Annotated in this window: 14 protein-coding genes and 2 pseudogenes; 8 read left to right on the top strand and 8 right to left on the bottom strand. The window is 70.5% G+C overall.

Translation table 11 applies throughout. The annotated features are described in order from the left end of the window. The first annotated feature begins 836 nt into the window (after positions 1-836). Positions 837-2126, top strand: coding sequence for a sensor histidine kinase (locus LG634_RS21270; RefSeq protein WP_226735498.1), 1290 nt, complete (start codon positions 837-839; stop codon positions 2124-2126). A gap of 142 nt (positions 2127-2268) precedes the next feature. Continuing rightward, complete coding sequence (locus tag LG634_RS21265) at positions 2269-5463, top strand: COG1361 S-layer family protein (protein WP_226735497.1); 3195 nt, start codon at positions 2269-2271, stop codon at positions 5461-5463. A 186-nt stretch (positions 5464-5649) separates the two neighbouring features. Here LG634_RS21265 and LG634_RS21260 read toward each other — a convergent pair whose 3' ends face one another. After that, positions 5650-7122 (bottom strand): alpha/beta hydrolase, encoded by a 1473-nt coding sequence (locus tag LG634_RS21260; protein ID WP_226735496.1) that lies wholly within the window; start codon positions 7120-7122, stop codon positions 5650-5652. Between the two features lie 636 nt (positions 7123-7758). Between LG634_RS21260 and LG634_RS21255 the strand changes: the two genes are divergently transcribed. Then, positions 7759-8538 carry an alpha/beta fold hydrolase gene (locus LG634_RS21255; RefSeq protein WP_226735495.1) on the top strand — a complete coding sequence of 260 codons (780 nt, stop codon included), beginning with the start codon at positions 7759-7761 and terminating at the stop codon, positions 8536-8538. 119 nt (positions 8539-8657) lie between these two features. On the opposite strand, the pseudogene LG634_RS21250 reads toward LG634_RS21255, so the two are convergent. Together LG634_RS21250 and LG634_RS21245 are read right to left on the bottom strand one after the other, a co-directional pair. Beyond that, a pseudogene (locus LG634_RS21250) lies at positions 8658-9025 on the bottom strand (fic family toxin-antitoxin system, toxin component). Positions 9026-9027: 2 nt separating this feature from the next. Next, positions 9028-9294, bottom strand: a complete 267-nt coding sequence (locus LG634_RS21245) for a hypothetical protein (RefSeq protein ID WP_226735494.1) — start codon at positions 9292-9294, stop codon at positions 9028-9030. 765 nt (positions 9295-10059) lie between these two features. Here LG634_RS21245 and LG634_RS21240 point away from each other — a divergent pair. The 3 genes and pseudogenes from LG634_RS21240 to LG634_RS21230 form a co-directional block, all read left to right on the top strand. Then, a pseudogene (locus LG634_RS21240) lies at positions 10060-10227 on the top strand (nuclear transport factor 2 family protein); the annotation flags it as partial. Further along, a complete protein-coding gene (locus LG634_RS21235) occupies positions 10224-11084 on the top strand; it encodes an NmrA family NAD(P)-binding protein (RefSeq protein ID WP_226735492.1) in 861 nt (286 codons plus the stop codon). The pseudogene LG634_RS21240 and the gene LG634_RS21235, both read left to right, overlap by 4 nt. Positions 11085-11138: 54 nt before the next feature. Next, positions 11139-11717, top strand: a complete 579-nt coding sequence (locus LG634_RS21230; RefSeq protein ID WP_226735491.1) for a TetR/AcrR family transcriptional regulator — start codon at positions 11139-11141, stop codon at positions 11715-11717. 107 nt (positions 11718-11824) lie between these two features. On the opposite strand, the gene LG634_RS21225 is transcribed toward LG634_RS21230, so the two are convergent. Together LG634_RS21225 and LG634_RS21220 are read right to left on the bottom strand one after the other, a co-directional pair. Further along, entirely contained in the window at positions 11825-13174 is a 1350-nt protein-coding gene (locus LG634_RS21225; RefSeq protein WP_226735490.1) for an endonuclease domain-containing protein, read from the bottom strand. A 184-nt stretch (positions 13175-13358) separates the two neighbouring features. Then, complete coding sequence (locus tag LG634_RS21220) at positions 13359-14522, bottom strand: PP2C family protein-serine/threonine phosphatase (protein WP_226735489.1); 1164 nt, start codon at positions 14520-14522, stop codon at positions 13359-13361. A gap of 605 nt (positions 14523-15127) precedes the next feature. On the opposite strand from LG634_RS21220, the gene LG634_RS21215 reads away from it, so the two are divergent. Next, positions 15128-15958: an rRNA adenine N-6-methyltransferase family protein gene (locus LG634_RS21215; protein ID WP_226735488.1), complete on the top strand. Its 831-nt coding sequence runs from the start codon at positions 15128-15130 to the stop codon at positions 15956-15958. A gap of 22 nt (positions 15959-15980) precedes the next feature. Here LG634_RS21215 and LG634_RS21210 read toward each other — a convergent pair whose 3' ends face one another. Then, the gene (locus tag LG634_RS21210; RefSeq protein WP_226735487.1) at positions 15981-16670 is read right to left on the bottom strand and encodes an HAD family hydrolase; all 690 of its coding nucleotides are present in this window, start codon (positions 16668-16670) and stop codon (positions 15981-15983) included. A gap of 168 nt (positions 16671-16838) precedes the next feature. Further along, the gene (locus LG634_RS21205; protein ID WP_226735486.1) at positions 16839-17372 is read right to left on the bottom strand and encodes a GNAT family N-acetyltransferase; all 534 of its coding nucleotides are present in this window, start codon (positions 17370-17372) and stop codon (positions 16839-16841) included. Positions 17373-18098: 726 nt separating this feature from the next. On the opposite strand from LG634_RS21205, the gene LG634_RS21200 reads away from it, so the two are divergent. Then, positions 18099-18248, top strand: a complete 150-nt coding sequence (locus LG634_RS21200; protein WP_226735485.1) for a hypothetical protein — start codon at positions 18099-18101, stop codon at positions 18246-18248. A gap of 133 nt (positions 18249-18381) precedes the next feature. Here the strand turns inward: LG634_RS21200 and LG634_RS21195 are convergent, their stop codons facing one another. Then, complete coding sequence (locus LG634_RS21195; protein ID WP_226735484.1) at positions 18382-19401, bottom strand: hypothetical protein; 1020 nt, start codon at positions 19399-19401, stop codon at positions 18382-18384. Between the last annotated feature and the right edge of the window lie 131 nt (positions 19402-19532).

Here is a 19532-nt window from a genome sequence, read left to right as displayed (position 1 = left end):
CCCCTTGCAACCCTGCAGCGGCGTCCGCCCGATCGGAGTCAAGGCTCTACGTAGCGATGCAGAAGCTCCAGCTAGATGAGCTTTCAACCAAGAATACCCGTGTCCACCCAGAGCATCGCCGTGTCGTCGACCGCGGCGTACGGATGACAGGACTTTGGGCCTGAAAATCTACGAGCCTTTCGTCATCTCCAGCAGGGCACTTTATCCCGGACCTCGGTCCCGCACCCAAAGGGCGCAATGCCCGGACTTCAGACTCATTAATCGAAGGCGTTATGCCCTTTCTCCATGCCCGATCGGATGCCCGATGGGGAACTTTAGTGGAGTAAATGGCGGGCTATCTTGCGGGTCGAACGGGCTCGCCGGCGACGCGGCGAGGTGCCCACCCGGTCTGCCGGAGTGCACGGGTCGCACGACCTCACTCGACCCTGCTGACACCCCATCACATTTCAGAGCGGTCCTCGGCCGCACTCTCGCGGAGGGAGCCGACCGCCCCGAAGGGGATCCACCTGGGTTCGTCCTTCCTCGTCGGCTGGACGGCCGCCTGGACCGGTCCCGCGTGCCGGCGATCGGGGACGTGTCTGTTTCCTGACATGCCGGCCTCCAACTGGCAAGTCGGGATTCACGATCCGATTTCTACGGGACTGCCACGTGCACGCGTGCGACGTGGGGCTGTGGCGCGGTACCGGTGAAATGACCTCCACGACGTGCTTGCAGCCTTGCAGGGAAAGCGACTCCCCTTTCCCCGGCACGGCGAGCCATTGCGGGCGCGGTCTGCGCCAAGGCGCCTGGCTGTGTCTGACGAATCGACAGCAGAGCGAGGTGTAGCGTGCGGAAACATGGAATCGTCAGCAGACCCGGGCATGGTGAATCGACCGTTCCAGCGGCTGGCGAAGGCCGTCACAAATGCTTACGCCGACGACGTTCCGGCCACTGCGGAAGCCGCCGAAGCCGTCCAGCGAGGACTCGCCCTCAAGGCGCAGTCCGTGCTCAGGATGGCCGTGATCGTCGGCGTCTTCGCCGAACTGATTGTCTTCCCCCCATGGCGCAACACAGCGGCATCCCTGGCACTGGCAGCCCTGTACGGTGTGTGGACCCTGTGGATCGCCGTATGGGCTTGGACGGACCGCTTGACGATCCGGCCGGTGGTCCTGGTCTTCGGCGACCTGGTGGCCCTGAGCAGCCTGCTCCTGGTCACCGGCGAACTGTCCGAACCCATCTGGTACGCCACGCTCATCGACGATGCGTTCCTCTTCATCTCCGTGATGGCGGCGTTCCAGTTCGAGCCCAAAGCGACACTGACCGTCGCCTTCACCGCTGCTGCGCTGTACATCGGGTGCGTCGGATTCGGCGAAAGCCAGGGACAGAACCCCTACTGGCGAGCCACCCTCATGCAAGGCCTGTACACCCTCGTCCTGGGCTTGGGATGCGCCCTGCTCTCCGCCGTGCAAGGCCGGCGTGTGCGGATGATCCAGGGGTTGCTCAGCCATCAGGCCTGGCTGCTCGACCGCGTGATGACCGCCGAGGAGCGTGAGCGCAACGAGCTCGCCGAGGCGCTGCACGATGGCGCCCTCCAGACCGTGTACGCCTCCCTGCTGCTGATCGAACGCGCGGCGAGGGCGCAACCCCATCCTCTGCTGGACGAGGCGGATGACCTGCTGTGCCAGGTCAGCGCGCAACTGCGGAACTCGGTCACCGCGCTCCACTCGGAGGTGCTGAGGACCCAGGGGCTGGACGCGGCGCTGCAGGCCGCAGCCGACAAGTCGGCATCCGCGGGCGGCTTCCGGGTCCGGGTGGACTGCGCTACGCCCACCGCCGGGACGACCATGGACAAGCTGCTGTACCGGTCGGTGACCGAGCTGCTCAGCAACGTCGTCAAGCACGCGCGGGCCCGACACGTCGATGTCACGCTGCGCGCAGCGGGCAAGGACGGATGGGTGCGACTGGAGGTGGCTGACGACGGCGTCGGTCTTTCCCCCGAAACGGTCCGCGAGAAGCAGACGGCCGGACACATCGGTCTGAGCTCGCAGCGCCACAGGATCGAGGGCGCGGGCGGCAGCTTCTCGATCCGTGACAACACGCCTTCAGGGACGGTGGTCACCATCGAGGTACCCGTGTCCGACGACTGAGCCCGCCCACGGCGACCGGATGTCCAACGGCGCCTGATGTCCATGTGGTTGCCCATTCGGCTCGTGCATTTCCCCTGAACCTGAAGAAAGGTGATGAACCGGCACATACATTGCGCACGGCGCAGGGCGAAAGGGGCCGCTGATGGCCAGGAAGAAGCATCGGGCATCGTGGAAGGGGACGTACGTGGGAACCGGCGCCGCGGTCGTGGCGCTCTCCGCACTCTGGCTGCACCACGCGAGCGCCACCCCCGAGAAGCAGGCGCAGGCCGGAGGCGGCGGTGACCTGATCGTGAACGGTGGGTTCGAGAACCCCGCTCTCACGGCAGGCAACACGTCCGAGACGCGATCGGTCACGGACTGGGGTGGCAAGGCCCTGTTGAGGGGCAACGGAATGGCAGCGGCCGCCCAGGGCAGGCAGGCCGTCGGGTTGTTCGGGGACCTGCACCAGGAGTTCACCACTGAGCCCGGACGGAAGATCCGCTGGCGCATTGCCGCCCAACGCAACGGCGAGGACTCCTCCACCGCCCTGATCTTCGGATCGCCGAACGGTTCCGGAAGGATGGGCGTTCCCCTCACCACCGCTCCGCACGCGGACTGGAAGGTCTTCTCGGGCACGTACGTGGTCCCGCCGGGGCAGGACCACACCGAGGTCCGCATCAAGGAGTACAAGATGCTCACCGGGACCGCCGCGTTCGTTGACGACCTGAGAGTCGAGTACGAACCCACGGTCGCCGGCGCCATGGCCCTGGCACCCCTCCACCTCGGCGAGGAGCACAGGATCCGGTCGACCGTGGAGCACACCGGCGGCGGCGCCCTGGAGAGCGCCGTGCTCGCCGTGCCCGTGCCGTCCGACGTCGATCCCCGACAGGTACGGGTGGCCCGGATCGTGGACGGCCGGGAGGAAGAGGTCGCCAACCTGGCGACCTTCGACGACGGCATCCTCTCCGTACCACTCGGCGACGGAGCGGCCTCGGGCAAGGGCGGCCTCGTTCAACCGGGACAGAAGTTCGTCGTCGACTACACGATGAAGACCGCCGCCAAGGCCGATTCCCCCAGGGTTTGGCATTTCGGCGATCTGACCCTCGATCACCGGTGGGCCGGCGAAACCCATCGGATGACCCTTGTGGACGGCACGAAGGTACCCGTCGCAACCGCCGACCTGGTCCTGCCGGATTCCGGCACGTTCTCCAAGACAAGGTACACCCGGGGCGAAACGGCCGAGCTGACGGTGGACCTCATGAACAAGGGCCCCCAGGACGCCCATGACGCACTCCTGCGGATCCGCAAGCCGGAAGGCCTGGACTCGTTCGTGCTCGCCGGCCAGCACGGCGGAGACCCCGCGACGTGCCAGGACGACGACCGGACCCGCCAGCTCATGTGCAGTCTGGGCAGGGTGGACAGCGGGGAGGCCTTGTCGCTCCGCTTCACCGGCACTGTGACCTCCACGGAGGGGCACTTCTCCACTGCGGTCGACCTGTCCGACTCCTCCACGGCCGACCCGGATGTCACCGACAACCACAACACCTACGACAGCGGCGCCACCAACGACGTCGACCTCCGTGCCACGGCCGACATCCTGACGGAAGACGGGAAGCCGGTGGAGGAGGGCGCGGTCAGGCCCGGCCAGAAGGTGCTCCTCACGGCAAAGGTCGCCAACAACGGTCCGTCCCGCCCCGACGACGTCACAGTGCGCGTCCCGCTGCCTGCCGGCACCGCCCTGGACGGGGCCGGCGGCGACGGCCTCTACGAGAACGGGCTGTGGACCATCGCCGGCATCGAGCCGGGCGGCACTGCCTCGCTGAACCTGCGCGTCACGGTGCCGGCCGAACACGAGGACCTGGAACTCGTAGCGGGCATCGAGTCGTTCGGAGACCTGCACGAGAAGGACCTCAAGAACAACGAGTCGCGCCGGAAGGTGGCCGTGGCACGCAGCGCCGAGTTGAACGCGACGCTGACCACCGACCGTGGCGCGGACGGCCTCCCCTACCAGCCGGGCGACCGAGTCACCTACACCGTCAAGGTGGCCAACTCCGGCCCGTCGACGGCCCGCAACGTGCAGGTCGCCCATGTCATGCCCGAGGGCATGGTGGCGACGGCAGGTCCCGGCGGAGCCCCGTACGACGCAGCCAAGGCCACCTGGACCGTCCCGACGATTGCCCCCGGCAAGGCCGCCACGCTGACCATTGTGGGAATCGTGCCCGCAGACACGGGCACGCTGACCCAGCGGGTGTGCGTCACCGGTTCAGACGTCCCCGACTCACGCGGCGAGTACCGGTCCTGCGGTGACAAGGAGGCGCTGGAGCAGCACACCGCAACGCACGACCTGCATGTGGCCCAACAGGCCGCGGTCGCCGTGAAGCTGACCTCTGACAAGGCCCAGGCAGTGCCGGGACAGAGGGTGACGTGGACGGTGGAGGCCACCAACAGCGGCCCTTCCACCGCGAAGGGGCTGCGCATCCGCGCGCTCCCGGCCGAAGGGATCGCAGAGCCGGCGGCCGACGCGGGCAGCGGGACCTTCGACCAGGAGGCGGGGATCTGGGAGCCCGCCGACCTGCCGGCCGGCGGCCGGGCCGTGCTCCGGTTCACCGGAACCGTGCGTCCCGACCTGCCCGTGGTCACAACAGCCGGCGTCGCCGGATCCGGCACTCCTCTGCGAGACGAGGACAAGGTGAGCGGTGCGGATGTCCGCCACACGCTGACCGTACGCCAACAGGCCGACCTGCAAGACGCGATCACGGCCGAGGCGGAGACCGTCAAGGCCGGTGAGAAGGGCAGCGTGACCGTGTCCCTGTCCAACGCAGGTCCCTCCACAGCACGCCGCGCAACGGTCGAGCTCGCCCTGCCACCCGCACTCCGCGCTCTGAGCCACGACGCGGGCACCGGATTCGACGCCAAGACGGGTACATGGAAGGCCGGGGACATCGAGTCCGGCGGCAGCAGGACCCTCACCCTCGGCTTCACCGCTGCCGAGGTCGCCGAGTACCGGTTCGACGTGCTGGCCACCACCTCCGAGGCCGACGACCCCGCCACATGCGTCGACATCTGTGCGAGCGCCCTGGTGACCGCCACCGCCGGTCCCGACGGCAAGGAACTCGCAGACGACGAGGGCGACACGTCCCCCGGATCGGACCCCGGCCGGGGCTCCGGATCCGACGGCGCGAAGGACCCGTCGGGGGCACCGGCCGGGGAATCGGGGGCAGGGTCCGGTGCGAAGGACTCCGGCCTCGACAGGGCCCTCGCTGCCACCGGCGCTCATGCCCTGGCGTGGGGGCTCGGGGCCGCCGGCGCCGCCGGCCTGGGGGTGATCCTGCTGATCGTTTCCCGTCGCCGAAGCTGACCCGTCGGGCACGCGGCGCCTCCGGCACCACCCGGGGGCGCCGCTGTGCTCCAGTACGCCGGCGTCCACCCGGTGGGCGCCGAGTCCACGCAGTCGACGGTGGCGCTGTTTTGTCCGCCCCCACCCACAGCGCATCACAAGCCAAGCGAAAGGAACCGAAAGGAACCGTCGAAAAGTTCCGGTACTTCATTTGCCGAATGGCTTGACGTCCTGAGCACAGCGAGTCCCCTCTGCGGGCAAGGTGCCATCGACGTAGTAGGCCGCGATGTGCCTTTGGGCGCAGCCACTGGGATTGAGGAGTTCGGTGTGGCCGTAGCCGTCGACCGTCAGCAGCCTGCTGCCCGGCAGTTCGCGCGCGGTCGTGCGGGAACTGCTGTAGGCCGTTGCGGGGTCGAACGTGTTTCCCACCACCAGCACGGGGGTGTCCGCAGACCGATCCCACGGCCCGGTGTAGGGATCGGCGGCGCGCGCCGTCCATCCCTCGCACACTGCAGCCCAAGGCCACGGCGTGGTCCCCGCACGCGCATAGGATTTTCTTGCCTGCTCGGCGTAAGCCGCTGCGCCACGCGGGTTGGGGCTCTCCCCGCAGATCACGGCGCGCTGACGGCCGACGCTGGTGGTATAACCGGCGGCCTCCGGCGCGCTGACCCCGCTGGACGACGGCTCATCCGGTGAGAGACGCGGGGAGCTGCCGGAGAACGATGCCGTCGAGGAGGTCGGGGTCGCAGTGCCTCCGGATGCGGTCCATGCCTTTTGAAGCACGGCGGCGGCACCCGCCCAGCCCGGGAAGCGGTCGAAGCCGGACAGCGGTCGGATCAAGTACAGCGAACTTTGGGCAGTGCCGAGGAGCGCCAGGCCGTCCGCCGTCTCACCTCCGTCAAGCTTTACCGGGTTCGCCGTAGCACGCCGTAGCAGCTCGTTCCATTTCTTGTGCGTCTGTTCCGGAGAACCGGCTGCGAAGGGACAGGCCTCCGGCCCTGCGAGGCCGCATTGGGTGAGGAACTGCTCGAACGTTGCCTCCATCCCGTGGTCCGAGCCGGCTCGCAGGAAAGTGGACTGGGCCGGGGTCCGCGCGGCGCTGGACGCAGGCGGGATCCACGCGGTGGGGAACACGGCGCCGTCAAGGACAGCTGCGCGCACCTTGTCCGGGAACATGTTCAGATAGGTTGCGCCGAGGAAGGTTCCGTAGGAAGTGCCGTAGTAGGTGAGTTTTTCGTCCCCGACGGCTTGGCGGAGGAGGTCCAGGTCGCGGGCGTTGTCGGCAGTCGACACATGCTCAAGCAGCCCTCCGCCGTGCTCGACGCAGCTTTGATTGAGCCGGCTTTGGAACGAGACGAACTCGGTCATCTGACGTTCGGTCACCGGCAGAGAAGCACGCGGGGCCCCGGCCATGAAGCGCTCTTCTGCGGCGGCGGACTCAAAGCACTGCACGACCGGAGTGGTGCGTCCTCCCATGCCTCGGGGGTCCCAGCTGACTATGTCGTAGCGCTTCCTGACCTCCGCGGGAAATCCCCCGATGGCGGCCGGCAGATAGGCGGTACCGGCGTCGCTGGGTCCGCCGGGATTCCAGAACAGGGTGCCGTCTTTTGACGTGTTGTCAGCCTTCCGGCGGATCAGGGCGAGCGAGAACTTCGCGCCGTCGGGGTGTTCGTAATCCACCGGAACGACGGCAGTAGAGCAGTCCAGACCAGCCGTGGTGGAACTCCCCTCGGGAGCCGGAGGGCATTCCCTCCACGAGAGGTCTGGAACTCTGGGTGAATCTGATGTTTCCGTCGGCACAGCAAACGCCAGTGTCCCGGCGAGCAGACAAGAGCACATTCCGGCCCAAAGTGGACGAGTAAATATACTCATACTGAACCTCTGTGCAACTCGGGGCGCCCATCACAAGCCAGCGCAGTCCCCTCGATGTGACCAGACCAGGGTAAGGCCGAACAGACCAACGCGCCGCTGGATGAATCCGAGGCGGAAGCTCTGACTGATCACCCGGTCCCGCCTGCACGCCGGTCTCCTCGCGGAACTCCGCAGCGCGGTCCACGCCGAACCAGCAGGCCCGGCACGTCGTGAGTAACACCGTGGCGCAGGTGAACGAGGGTGGCCAGGAGCCGGCCGATAAGGCCAGCTGGCACAACCATGCCTACTCCCGGCAGGCCCTCGGGTATGCGGAGACAGCCCTGCGCCGCGACCGAGCCGATGCAGATGCCCAGACCTTGCTCCGGAGCTGGGGGCGGTGGGGGTGGGCCGAGGCACGGTGGCTACTCTCTTTTCTCCGTCGATCCGGGGTGAAGGGAACAGACTGTGCGCAGCGCCGCCGTGACGCCCGAGGGAAGCCAGATCCGCTGGGTCGAGCTGCCGGGGCAGGAGCCGTCCCGCGTCTACGTCCACGGTCTGGGTGCCACGTCGCCGGCCTACTTCGCGGAGGTAGCGGTTCATCCTCTGCTCGCCGGACGTCGATCGTTGCTGATCGACTTGCTCGGACACGGCATCAGCGACCGGCCGACGGATTTCGGCTACACCCTGGAATCCCACGCCGATGCCCTCGCCTCAGCCCTGACCAGCGCGAGTGTCACGGGCGCCGAGCTGATCGCGCACAGCATGGGTGGCTCGGTGGCGATCGTCCTATCCGCCCGGCACCCTCAACTGGTCTCCCGCCTGGTCTTGGTCGACGCCAACCTCGACCCGATCACGCCCGAGCCCGGCTCTGCGGGCAGCAGTGGCATCGCCGCGTACTCCGAGGAGGAGTTCCTGGCGGGCGGCTGGGAGGTGATCCGAGACCTGGCCGGTTCCCACTGGTGGTCCACGATGCGCCTGGCAGGCCGGGAAGCCCTGCATCGCAGCGCGGTCCACCTCACCCGCGGCACCGCCCCCACCATGCGTGAGCATCTGCTGGACCTGAAGATCCCCCGCACCTACCTGCTGCCCGAGGCCGACGGCCCGCTCCCGGGCACCGATGCGCTCATCGAAGCCGGCGTCGCCGTCGTCCCGGTCCCGGACTGCGGGCACAACATCATGCTGGACAACCCGGAAGGCTTCGCCCGCGCAACCGCGGCGGCGCTCTCGGACAGCACGACCAGCTGATGCCCCACGTCGACAGGCCGGACGGCTGCGCCGCAAGCGGGTGTGTCACGTGACCGAGTGAGCAGCCATGGGACGCACACTCGTCCCTGCCGGTTTGCGCGCCGGGGCGTCGGTGGTGTCTACGTCCAGGTGCGCAGGAGTTCGGTGATCCGGCCGATGGTCGCTCGGGGGTCGTACAGCTCGTGGGCGAGGGCGGTGAGTTGCTCGCGGGTGGGGGTGGCGGGGATGCCGCTGGCGGTCAGGTACATCGCGGCGGTGGCGCAGGCGACGGTGAGGTTGGAGCGTTCCAGCCAGCGCAGGCGGCCGAGGGTGTGGACGAGGGCGGCGGCGCGGGTGTGGGGTCGTCGTAGACGGGGTGCTCGAGGAGTTCGGCGCGGTGACGGGCGACCGCGGCAAGCGGGACGCCGAGGTCCTCGGGTGCCGGGTCGCGGTGGCCGGCGCGTTCGGCGACTTCCAGGATCCACGTCAGGTCGACGTGCAGGGACATGCTCACGCAGCAGTGCCCCGACCGGTGTGCCGGGTTGGGGCGCGCTGCGCGTCGAGGTGTTCCTCCAGCTCGTCGAGGAAGGCACCGTGTGCATCCAGGAGCCGCTGGGCGGCAGCCATGCCCGCTGCCCGGGCACCTGTGGTGTCTTCTGTGATCAGACGCTGCACGTACTGGTTGAAGTCCAGGCCGCGCGCCGCGGCCGCGTCCTTGCCGGCAGCCAACACATCCGGTTCCAGGCGGAGTTGGGTCTGCTTCCTCATGCTGCTCATACTCGCAAGGTAGCAGGGTGGTAGCAGGTCCGGAACCGCCCGCCCGACCGGATGGCCCGGCGACAGCTCGTACGCGTTCGGGATCAGGCCTCAGGCCCCGGGCCTCAGACACCTGCGGGCCGTCGTCCGGCGAACGCCATTTGAACCTTCGCGGCGGGGGAGCCCCGGCCGGTTCCGGCCGAGCGGCCGCTTGGTGTCGATGTGGACGAGTTCGCCGGGGCGGGTCCGTTCGTAGCGGAACATCTATTGAAAATGATTACCGTTAAAGGTTATGGTGCGGCGGTCCGTGTGCGGCATCCCTGCGGGCAGGCAAGGGGGGCCCTACGGGGTGCCGCACGCGGACTTCCGGGCGAAAAGCACACGCGCCCGTCCGGCGCCGCCCGCCATCGACCGCTCCACCCGCGGCCGGCGGGATGCGGTTCAGGCGGACCGAAGGCCCCGGCCGCCTCCACGACGGCCGGATGCACCCCGGGCGGCCCGCGCCGAAGCACCCCTCGACCGCGACGACCTCCAGGCGCCCCCGGGCGGGCCGGCCGGGCGGCAGACCTCATCACCCGCCGCGCGGCACCCAACCCCTGACGGCCCGTACCGGCCGACCGGATCTTGAAAAGCGGACTGCCAGTCCGTATTCTTTCAACCATCCGGACCGGCAGTCCGTTTAGCACCGACAGGACGGAAGCCCTGATGACGACTACACCAAGAACCCCAGCGGAACTGCTCCGCCACCGCCTGCGCCTGCTGCTGCAGAAGGACATCCGGGGCTCGGTGGAGATGCGCGGGGTCGGCCGCCAGGTGGAGGCCGACGCCCCCTACGACATGCGCTACATCGCCGTGGTCACGGTCGAGGACGGGCTCATCACCTCCTACCGCGACTACTGGAACCCCCTCGCCGCCACCCTGCCCGCTGCCGACCACACAGGAGCGAACCGTTGAACACCCCCGGAACCACCCTCGTCATCGGCGCCACCGGCACCACCGGCCGCCGGGTCACCGCCGGCCTGACCGCCGCGGGCCACCGCGCCAAAGCCGCCGGCCGGACGGCCGCTCCGGTGGTGGGCGCGGACGGCGTCCGCTTCGACTGGAACGCCCCCTCGACCTGGGAGCCGGTCCTCGAAGGCGCCGACCGCGCCTACCTCGTCCCGCCCGTCGGCTCCCCCAATCCGGCCGAGGTCATGCTGCCCTTCCTCCGCCTGGCCCAGGCGGCAGGCGTGCGCCGGGCGGTGCTGCTCAGCTCGTCGGCGATACCCGCGGGGGGTCCGGCGGTGGGCCAGGTCCACCAGGCCCTGCCCGGACTGTTCGACGAGTGGGCGGTCCTGCGGCCCTCGTGGTTCATGCAGAACTTCGCCGGCTCCAGCCCCCACGGACGCAGCATCCGCAACGAGGGCGCCATCATGTCGGCCACGGGAGAGGGGCGCGTCGGGTTCGTCGACGCGCAGGACATCGCCGCAGTCGCCGTACGCGCTCTCACCGACGACCGGGCCCCCAACACCGACCTCGTGCTGACCGGGCCGCAGACGCTGAGCCACGCCGACGTCGCCGCGATCCTCACCGAGGTGACCGGGCGGCCCGTGGTGCACCGGCAGCTGACCTTCGAGCAGGTGCGCGACCGCTGGGCGGCCGAGATCCCGCTGGAATTCGCCACTCTGCTGGCCGAGATGGACCGGGCCATCGCCGCAGGGGCCGAAGACCGCACCTCGGACACCGTCGAACGCCTCACGGGCCGCCCGCCGGGCACGTTCCGCGCTTTCGTCCGGCGCGAGGTGACCTATGACGAGCCGCAGCCCGGCTGAGCCACCGAATATCATTCCCCGGGGCCGGGACCGGCCGAAGACCGAGGAGGAGCCGTGGCCCAGCGCGCGGAACGTGCGGATGCCGTGCGCAACCGGGAGGCCGTCCTGGCCGCCGCGGACGCCCTGTTCGCCGCCAGCAGCAGTCCCCAGAACGTGTCGATGGACGACATCGCCGCGGCCGCGGGCGTGGGCAAGGGCACCCTCTTCCGCCGCTTCGGCGACCGCGCCGGACTGATCGGCGCCGTGATCGCCACCCGCCTCGAACCGATCCGGAACGCCGTACAGGAAGCCCAGGACGCAGCCGTCTCCTCACCACGGCAGCGGGTGCTGGACCTCCTCGACGCCTCACTGCGGTTCAAGATCGAGAACCGGAACCTGATGACGGCCGCCGAGGAAGCCGGTCTCGGCAGCCCGTACCAGGCCGAGCACTACGGCTGGTGGCACGGGATCCTCCGGTCGGCGCTGGAGCAGGTGCCCGGGGTCCACACCCCGGAGTTCACCGCGCACGCCCTGCTGGCCGCCGTCCGGGCCGACCTCGTCGCGTACCTCGTCGACGAGCAGAAGATGGCGCCCGAAACCCTGCGCACCGCGCTCGCGGCCCACCTCGACAACGTCCTCGGCAACGGGCGTTGACGCCGCCCTGACCGGTGCCGTCGGCGGCCCGGTCCCGACACCGGCGGCTGCGCGCACCCCCGCATGGTTCGCACCAGTGCGGATGTGCCGGTCACGAGAGATTCCGGTCAGAAGAGGGCCTGGTCCCCGCCGCCCGTGTCCACGACGACCGGTCTGAAGCGGGTGGGGAGGCCGTCCAGACGATCGGGGCCGGCCTCCGCGGCCACCACCGGTGCGGTCTCCGCCAGCCACGCGGCGAAGCGTCCGGCGGCCTCACGGTACGGGACCCGGGCCAGAACGCGGTGCTCGCCCGAGGGGCAGAAGTCGACGGAGACGGTGAACAGGCAGGAACGGGGCGCGTGGTGGCTTCCCGTCCACGAGACCCGCAGCACCCCGCAGGGCCTGCGCCGCCCGTCAGGGGGGCGGTGGCTCGGGCGCAGCGACCGGCAGGCGACGTGCGCCGTCCAGGCGGCGAGGTGGGGTATGGGCAGGGTGGTGCGGGCGCGGCATCCCGTGCACCGGTGCCAGTGCCCGAGCCAGGTGACGGCATCCGAGCCGAAGAGGCGCGCGTAGCGGTCGGCGACGCGTACGTCGGTGCTGTAGAGGTGGTCGGGGCGCTCCAGGGTGTTGCAGGACCGGCACACCGGGGCGCGGACGTCACCGTGCTCGTGGCAGTGGTCGAGCACGGCCGCGGGCACGGTGCGGCAGACGGCGCACAGCCATCCGGCCACGCTGCGGGGCGTACCCGGCTTCCTGCTGAGGACCGCGTACGACTGGCCCTTCAGCTCCCCGCGGTACGGGCGCACGGGGGCGGCGGGTTCGTCGGCCGGCGGTCGGGAGGGGGCGGGGACAGCCGCTGCCGGCGGTCGGGAGGGGGCGGGCAGTCCGGCTGCGGGCGAGCCTGCCGGGCCGGGCCGGGTGGTCCGGAGCCGGTGTGCCTCGGCGTGCTCGGCCTCGTCCAGCAGCCTCACCACGGCGCGCGGCAGCCACCATTCGGGCTCCGTCCGGCCCCGGTTCCGCTCGACGACCACCCGCGGCCAGTCGATGCCCGCCAGATGGGGCGGTCGGTCCCCGTCCCCTTCTGCTGCCCACTCGGGGCGCCTGGGCTGCTGCACGTCCCGCAGGATGCGCCGGCGCCAGTGCCGCAGCAGTCCCCCGGGGTGTTCCTCCGCCCGGATGTTGCGGGGCCCTCCGATGCGGACCAGGTCAGCCGCGTCCATTGCGACGCCCCTCAGCTCCGCCGCCGCCCGGCGCACCTCGGTCTCGCGGACACCCCACGCACCGCCGCGGTCCTGCACCGTTTCGACCACGCGGGCACCCAGCAGGACGTACCCGGCCCGGGAGCAGGCGGATGGGTGCGTGAACGGCTCGGGGAAGACCGGCACGGCGCTGTCGGCGGTCAGGCCGGCCCACAGCCGGTCCGCATGGCCCAGGGGAATCACACGGCCCGCCTGCTGCGGTACGACGCGCTCTGACATGCCGCCAGGCTAACGCCCGCCGCCCGGGGCCGGACCCGGCCGCTGCCCGGCTCCCGGGGCCGGACTGCGCGTATGGACGGGCACAGCCCACCTCGCGCGCGCCCTTTCCGCTTTGGCGGAGCCGCACGGCGAGAACGGTTCCGAATCGGCCGGTACCGCCGAGGATGCCCGGGTCGCCTCGCCGTCAGGCGATGCGTTCGATGAGGATCATCGCGACGTCGTCCGCCAAGTGCCCCTCGCTGTGGCGGATCAAGGCCTTGTGCAGTGCGTCCAGGAACTCCTGCGGGGAGGTGCCGGCGGGTATCTGCTCCATGGTCTCCGCCAGCGGGAGGAAAGCGTCGTCACGGTTGCGGGCTTCGATCACGCCGTCGGTGTAGAGGAGCAGCCGGTCACCGACCGGGAACGGATGGCTCTCGAGCGTGGCGAGAGGGCCGTCGACGAGGTCTTCGAAGCCCAGTGGCGGCATCGGCGAGGCGGGCATCAGGGCCTCGGCCTTGCCCCGGTGCAGCACCAGCGGAGGCGGGTGTCCACGGTTGACCAGGTGCACGACCGGCTCGTCCGGCACCTGGGCGATGAGCGCGGTGGTGAATCCCTCCATGAGGACTTCGGGAAGTTCCGCCTGGGAGTAGGTGCCGGGTACGGCGGCCTCGCGCCCCAACGCTGCCGCACAGTGGTTCATGACCTCCTGCACTTCTTCCTCGTAGTGGACGGCCTCCCGGAACGCGCCCAAGGCCACCGCGACGGCACGGATGGCGGACAGTCCCTTCCCCCGGACGTCCCCCACGATCAGGCGGACGCCGTAGCGCGTCTGCACGGCCTCGTACAGATCGCCCCCGATCTGCGCCCCCGTCCCGGCCGCCAGGCACAGGCTGGCCGCTCGCACCGGGCCCAGGAGCTCGGGGACGGGCCTCAGGACGACCTCCTGGGCCGCCACTGCGATCCGACGGACCTGGTCGAGCTCGATCTGCCTGCGCGTGCGCACTGCATTACTCAGGATGACACTCGCCACGGACACCACGATCAGGCCCAGGAAATTGCCGATGATCAGCTGGGTCTGGGTTCCCCAGGACTGGTTGTAGGTCGCGGAGGTCACGTTCACGCACACGGCGACTGCGGCCGCGGACAGTGTGCCCGCCGGGCCCATCGTCAGCGCGGCCAGCGCCGGAGTCGTGGTGAGGACGGGGCCCGTGACCAGGTCGTGTGCCGGTGAGAGCTCGATGCCCAGGACTCCCAGCGCGATCGCGAAGGGCAGGCACCGAGCCAGCGTGAACAGGACCTCGCCGTGCCCGCCCGCTCCCGGCCGGGAAGGCCCGCCGTGCCGCCCAGACGGACGAGGATGTGTCCTCATGGGAACAGCCTGCCTCGCAGAAACCGTGACAGCCTCCCGAGCGCCCCGGAGCCGCCCCGCCCGGCAGCCTGGTGTCCGTGGACGCCGAGGTCGCCACCTGAGGAGCATGACGGCGGCGCTGATGCCGCCGGCCAGGCGGAAGAGGGCGGCGGCGGCGGACGGGGCCAGGCGGCGGTACGGCCCGGGGCCAGGCGGCGGTGGCCGACGGCACGGACGGGTTGGAGGAGCAGGGTCGCGGCGGACAAAGTCCGGCCGAGGTGCCGGCACAGTACTGCGGCAGCCGCTCGACGTCGCGCCGCGGGCCGGGACTTCACGCCGACGTCGGGCGTCGCCTTCTCCCCGGCCGGGCCCCGCCGCTACCCTGTCGGCGCCGACACCATCAAGTGGAGGAAACATGCCAAGTGCACGGAGTGTGCGTCGAGTCGCGGCCGGGGCTGTGGTGCGCGGCGATGACCGGCAGTCCGGTGACGGGCAGGTGGGAGGCCCGTATTCCAGTCCGGGGGATCCCGGGAATCCGATGCCCGAGCCCGACGACAGCGGCGACGAGTAGGTCCGTCGCGATGCCGGTGACCGCCCAGGCCCTGCGTGCTCGCTGCGCCGAGGAGATGAGCCGCAGCCCTCGCGGGTTCGCCGGTGCGGGATGGCTGTACGAGGTGTTCCTCGCCGTTCCCCGGGAGCATTTCGTGCCGGACCGGGTGTGGTGGCCGGCCCCCCGCGAGGACGGCCTCCACAGTCTCATCGACCGGGCGGAGCGGCCGCGGGCCTGGCTCAAGGCGGTGTACCTGCCGGGCGTGGCCCTGATCACCCAGCTCGACGACGGCCGCATCCCGCCGACAGGGGCCGCGAACGGTGCCTTCACCTCCAGCATCTCCTCCAGCGGTGTCATCGTGGAGCTCCTGCGTCACCTGGACCCGCGTCCCGGTGACCGGGTGTTGGAGATCGGGACCGGCACCGGCTACACGACGGCGCTGCTCGCGGTCCGGGTGGGTGCCGGGAACCTGGTGACGGTCGAGATCGATCCGCAGCTCGCCGCCCGGGCCGCCGGACGGCTGGCGGAGCTGGACTTGCGTCCGCTCGTCATCGCCGGCGACGGGGAACTCGGCCACGCGGCCGCCGGACCCTACGACCGGATCGTGGCCACCGCTTCCGTCCGTCGGATCCCCCCGGCCTGGCTGGCGCAGCTCGCGCCCGGCGGTGTCCTGATCGCTCCGCTGGACAGTCCGTTCGGGTCCGATCTGCTGGTACGCCTCGAAGGCGACGGGACGGGCGGAGCGGTCGGCGGGTTCGTGGCCCAGGTGGAGTTCATGCGCGTGCGCAGCCAGCGGGAGGTGCGTAGCCATGGTGAACTCGGCTGGCCGGCCGGCCTGGACGCGGCGCGCTGGAGGGATCTGAAGGTCGAGGCCGGACCGGACGGGCAGCGGATCCACGCGGCCTGATGCCCGAGGTGGCGTGCTGTCCTCACACCGCCCGCAGCACCTCGGCCAGCGCGTCGGGCCGCTGCTCGACAGGCAGGTGCTCGACCAGGTGCACCCGGCACCCGAGGGCCGCCGCGCCGCCGTCCGCCTCCTGGCTGTCGCCGACCATCAGGACCTCCTCGGGCGGCAGGCCGAGCCCTTCGCAGGCGGTCGCGAAGAGGCGTGCGTCCGGCTTCTGGACGCCCTCCTCGTAGGAGAGCAGGTACGCGTCGACGAGGTCGTACACGCCGTGGTGTTGGAAGACCGGCCGCAGGTCCCAGCCGATGTTGCTGACGACGGCGACGGGCACCCCGCGTTCGCGCAGGGCGCGCAGGGTCGCTTCCGTGTCCGGGTACGGGCGCCAGGCGGCCGGGGTGTGGTGACGGTCGTACAGCGGCTCCACGAGCTGCGGCCAGGGCAGTCCGGCTTCGCGCGTGAGCGCCGTGTACACCGAGCGGTGGGCTTCGGCGCTCAGGTCGCGGGCCTGCCACTGCTGCTCCAGGTGGTGCGGCAGTCGCACGGGTGGGGCGCCGCCGGGCAGTGCTCCCGCTGCCTCCAGGCGGGCGGCGCACGCGGCGAGTTCCGCCTCGGTCGCCTCCACTCCTGCCGCGCTCACGACGGCGCGCAGCCAGTCCTCCGTCGGCTCCACGCGGAAGAGGGTCCCCGAGAAGTCGAACATCACACCTTTGATCATGGTTCGATCCTGACCCCAACTCTCCTGCGGACGCAAGCCTCTTGACCTCAGGCCGCGGCACCGGACGGCGTGATCATTCTGTTCGCGTCGAGGCCGGCTCTCGCATCAGGAACACCTGCAGCGCCGTCGCGGACCTGATGATCAGCGACTCGGCCAAGAACGTGAGGCTCACGCACCGCGGGTGATGCGGAACAGGACGTTCGGACGCAGGGGTCCTTCGGGCGCGGCGGGGTCGTCGAAGTCGTCAGCCGGGTCGCGGGTCAGGCCGATCCTGCGCATCACGGCCTGCGAGCGGAGGTTCGTAGCCGTTGTGACGGCGAGGATCTCGGGAAGTTCCAGCGTGTCGAAGCCGTAGGCCAGGACCTTCAGGGCGGCTTCGGTGGCGTAGCCCTGGCCCCAGGCCGACCGGGCGAGCCTCCAGCCGATCTCCACTCCGGTGAAGGGCATGCCGTCATCCACCTGGTCCAGACCCGCGAAGCCGATGAACTCTCCCGTGGCCCGGACCTCCACGGCCCACCAGCCGTAGCCTCGCCGGTCGAAATCGGCCTGGAACCGTGCCACAGAAGCATCGCTCTGTTCACGGGTGAGCAGGTCGCCCAAGTGCTCCCGGACGTCGGGATCGGCGTTCATCGCCGCCCATGGTGCAAGGTCGGAGTCACGCCATCGGCGCAGGGCGAGGCGATCGGTGTGCAGTTCGGTCATGCTGCCAACCCAACGTGAGCTCTTCCCCCGAGGCAATCCCTTTTCCTCAGGGCGACACGGTCACGCAGAAGGACACCACCGGACACCCCTCGGCTCGCCCCGGGCTGGTGGCTGTTCCCGGTGGTCAAGTGGTGGCCGACCGTACGGGAGTTGCGGCCACTGCTGGTACGTGTTGCAGGCGCAGGGCGTCGAGCAGGATGAAGGCGATGCACGCCGGCGATACGTACACGCCGAACCGGGAGGCGCCGACGCCCTGGGACCCGCCGTCCGTCTCCTGTCCGGGAACGGGTCCGACCCGCTTCGGGTGCGATCTGCGCGACGGCGGCACGGCCGCGCTGGCCGCCGTCGCCGTCCTCCTGCTCGTCGCGGCCGCCGGACCTCGCTCGTCGTCTCGGCGCTCGCCTTGCCCGTCCTGCGGTTCCTGTCCGGGACGCTGGTCCCCCTGGGTCCGCCGGGGGCCCTGCTCCTCGCCCTGCGCAGAGGGCGCAAGCAGCGGCTGCTGCGCCGCTGCGGGCAGAGCGGTCCGTCCGTGGCGACGTCGCCGGCCGCCGCACGGGCCCTGGCCGCGCTGCGCCGGATGCCCGTCCGTGACGAGGGACCGCCGGCGGAGCAACTACGTGTCCTGGAGCGGTGGTGCGAGGCGGTGGGCGACGTCGCCGAGGCCTGCGCCGCCTCGTTCGCCCGCGGGGACCGGCCCACCGTGCCCGTGGCGGACGCCCTCGAAGCGTGGCCGACCCCACCCGCGACGTGGCACGTGCCTTCCCCACGCGGGTCCACGAAACCGCCCGCGAACTGCTGAAGGTCCTGGAGGACACCGGCAACGACCCGTCGGAACCCGCCCTGTGGGCGGGGCTGGTGGTGGTGGTGGGCCGCTGATGGGGGCGGGGCGCAGAGGGGGGCGGGGCGCAGAGGGGGGCGGGGCGCAGAGGGGGGCGGGCGGTCCGTCGGAAGATTGGACTCTTCGCGGGTTGGGAGGCAACAGCGCTCGGTCCGAGGATCTCCGCCTGATCTATTGGAGGTTCCATCGGTGCGGGTGCCCGGGGGCGGTTGGGCAGGCGAAGATGTTCAGCAGGCCGTCTCGGCCGATCATGAGCTGCGTGGGACGGCTGTCTCGAAGGTGTTCGGCGACGTCCCGCTCTTCGGTGGGCATCCAGCTGCCGTCGGCGCCGTCCCACTCATGGCTGTCGAGGGCCAGCAGGAGGACCATGGGGGCGGCACAGGCTTCGCAGATCATGGGGTGGGGGTCGGTCGTGCGCCAGGAGGGGAATCCACCCACCCGGCAGCCCTGCGGAATCGACAGGTCATGGTGGTAGGTGACCAGCTCGTCGTCCAGACCGCGCTTCTCCGCCTTGCGTTCCTCCGTATCCTCCCAGGCCGCGATCTTTCTCCACAGCCTGGTCGGCAGCGAGCCGGCGTAGGGGTACGTGATGACCTGCTCGGGGTGCAGCACGCACGGCTCGGGCACCGCGCCCTCGAAGCCGACCAGCGCCGGCTGCGGCGGAACGTCGAGCGGCACGGCAACCTGGTCGGAACGGCGCCAGCGCACGTGCGGGGCCAGGCCATGGCGGGTGGGGCCATGTGCCTCGAACGGGCACCAGAGGACCTGGAGCAGGTCGCAGCCTTCCGGGCCCGGCGGAAGGCCCGGCACGTCCCGCCGGTACAGCTGGACCAGGCCGATCAGCGGAATCGGATCGTGGTCGGCGATCTCCCGCTCACGATGCCTGCGGCCCAGCTCCTTGAGCAGGGCCCGTTCCTCTTCACTCGGCCGGTCCCGGGCCCAGGCGTCGGCGAGCACCTGACGCCTGCGACGGATGTCCGCGACGCGGTACCCGCTGCTGCGCTTGTGCGGCTCCGTGCACATCGGCCACGGTTCGCCGGCCGGCCACAGCAGGGGACCGCCGACCGAGCTGACCGACGCGTCCGGACGTCCCGCCCGCGGGTGAAGCCGCGTCGTCACACCACTGAACGCCTCCAGCTTCGGAAAAAGCCCCTCGACAGGCACGGGGCGCGGCGGCGTTGTTCGGGTCATGGCGGAAACCCTAAGCCACGCGATCGGGCCTGGTCACCCGCGCACGGCTGCGGCACACCACCGCCCCGGCGCCACCCTGAGCCGGCCGGCCCGTCGGCCCGTTGGCATCGCCCGGCTTGCCGCCAGAACAT

This window comes from Streptomyces bambusae (genome assembly GCF_020532645.1).
Lineage (GTDB): Bacteria > Actinomycetota > Actinomycetes > Streptomycetales > Streptomycetaceae > Streptomyces > Streptomyces bambusae.
The sequence above is the reverse complement of the archived record's forward strand: the minus strand, read 5'-3'. Positions and strand labels throughout refer to the sequence as shown.

Coding starts and splice junctions, on each gene's coding strand:
- LG634_RS21270 (WP_226735498.1), top strand. CDS start 837: ATGGAATCGTCAGCAGACCCGGGCATGGTGAATCGACCGTTCCAGCGG.
- LG634_RS21265 (WP_226735497.1), top strand. CDS start 2,269: ATGGCCAGGAAGAAGCATCGGGCATCGTGGAAGGGGACGTACGTGGGA.
- LG634_RS21245 (WP_226735494.1), bottom strand. CDS start 9,294: ATGAGCAGCATGAGGAAGCAGACCCAACTCCGCCTGGAACCGGATGTG.
- LG634_RS21225 (WP_226735490.1), bottom strand. CDS start 13,174: ATGTCAGAGCGCGTCGTACCGCAGCAGGCGGGCCGTGTGATTCCCCTG.
- LG634_RS21220 (WP_226735489.1), bottom strand. CDS start 14,522: ATGAGGACACATCCTCGTCCGTCTGGGCGGCACGGCGGGCCTTCCCGG.
- LG634_RS21215 (WP_226735488.1), top strand. CDS start 15,128: ATGAGCCGCAGCCCTCGCGGGTTCGCCGGTGCGGGATGGCTGTACGAG.
- LG634_RS21210 (WP_226735487.1), bottom strand. CDS start 16,670: ATGATCAAAGGTGTGATGTTCGACTTCTCGGGGACCCTCTTCCGCGTG.
- LG634_RS21205 (WP_226735486.1), bottom strand. CDS start 17,372: ATGACCGAACTGCACACCGATCGCCTCGCCCTGCGCCGATGGCGTGAC.
- LG634_RS21195 (WP_226735484.1), bottom strand. CDS start 19,401: ATGACCCGAACAACGCCGCCGCGCCCCGTGCCTGTCGAGGGGCTTTTT.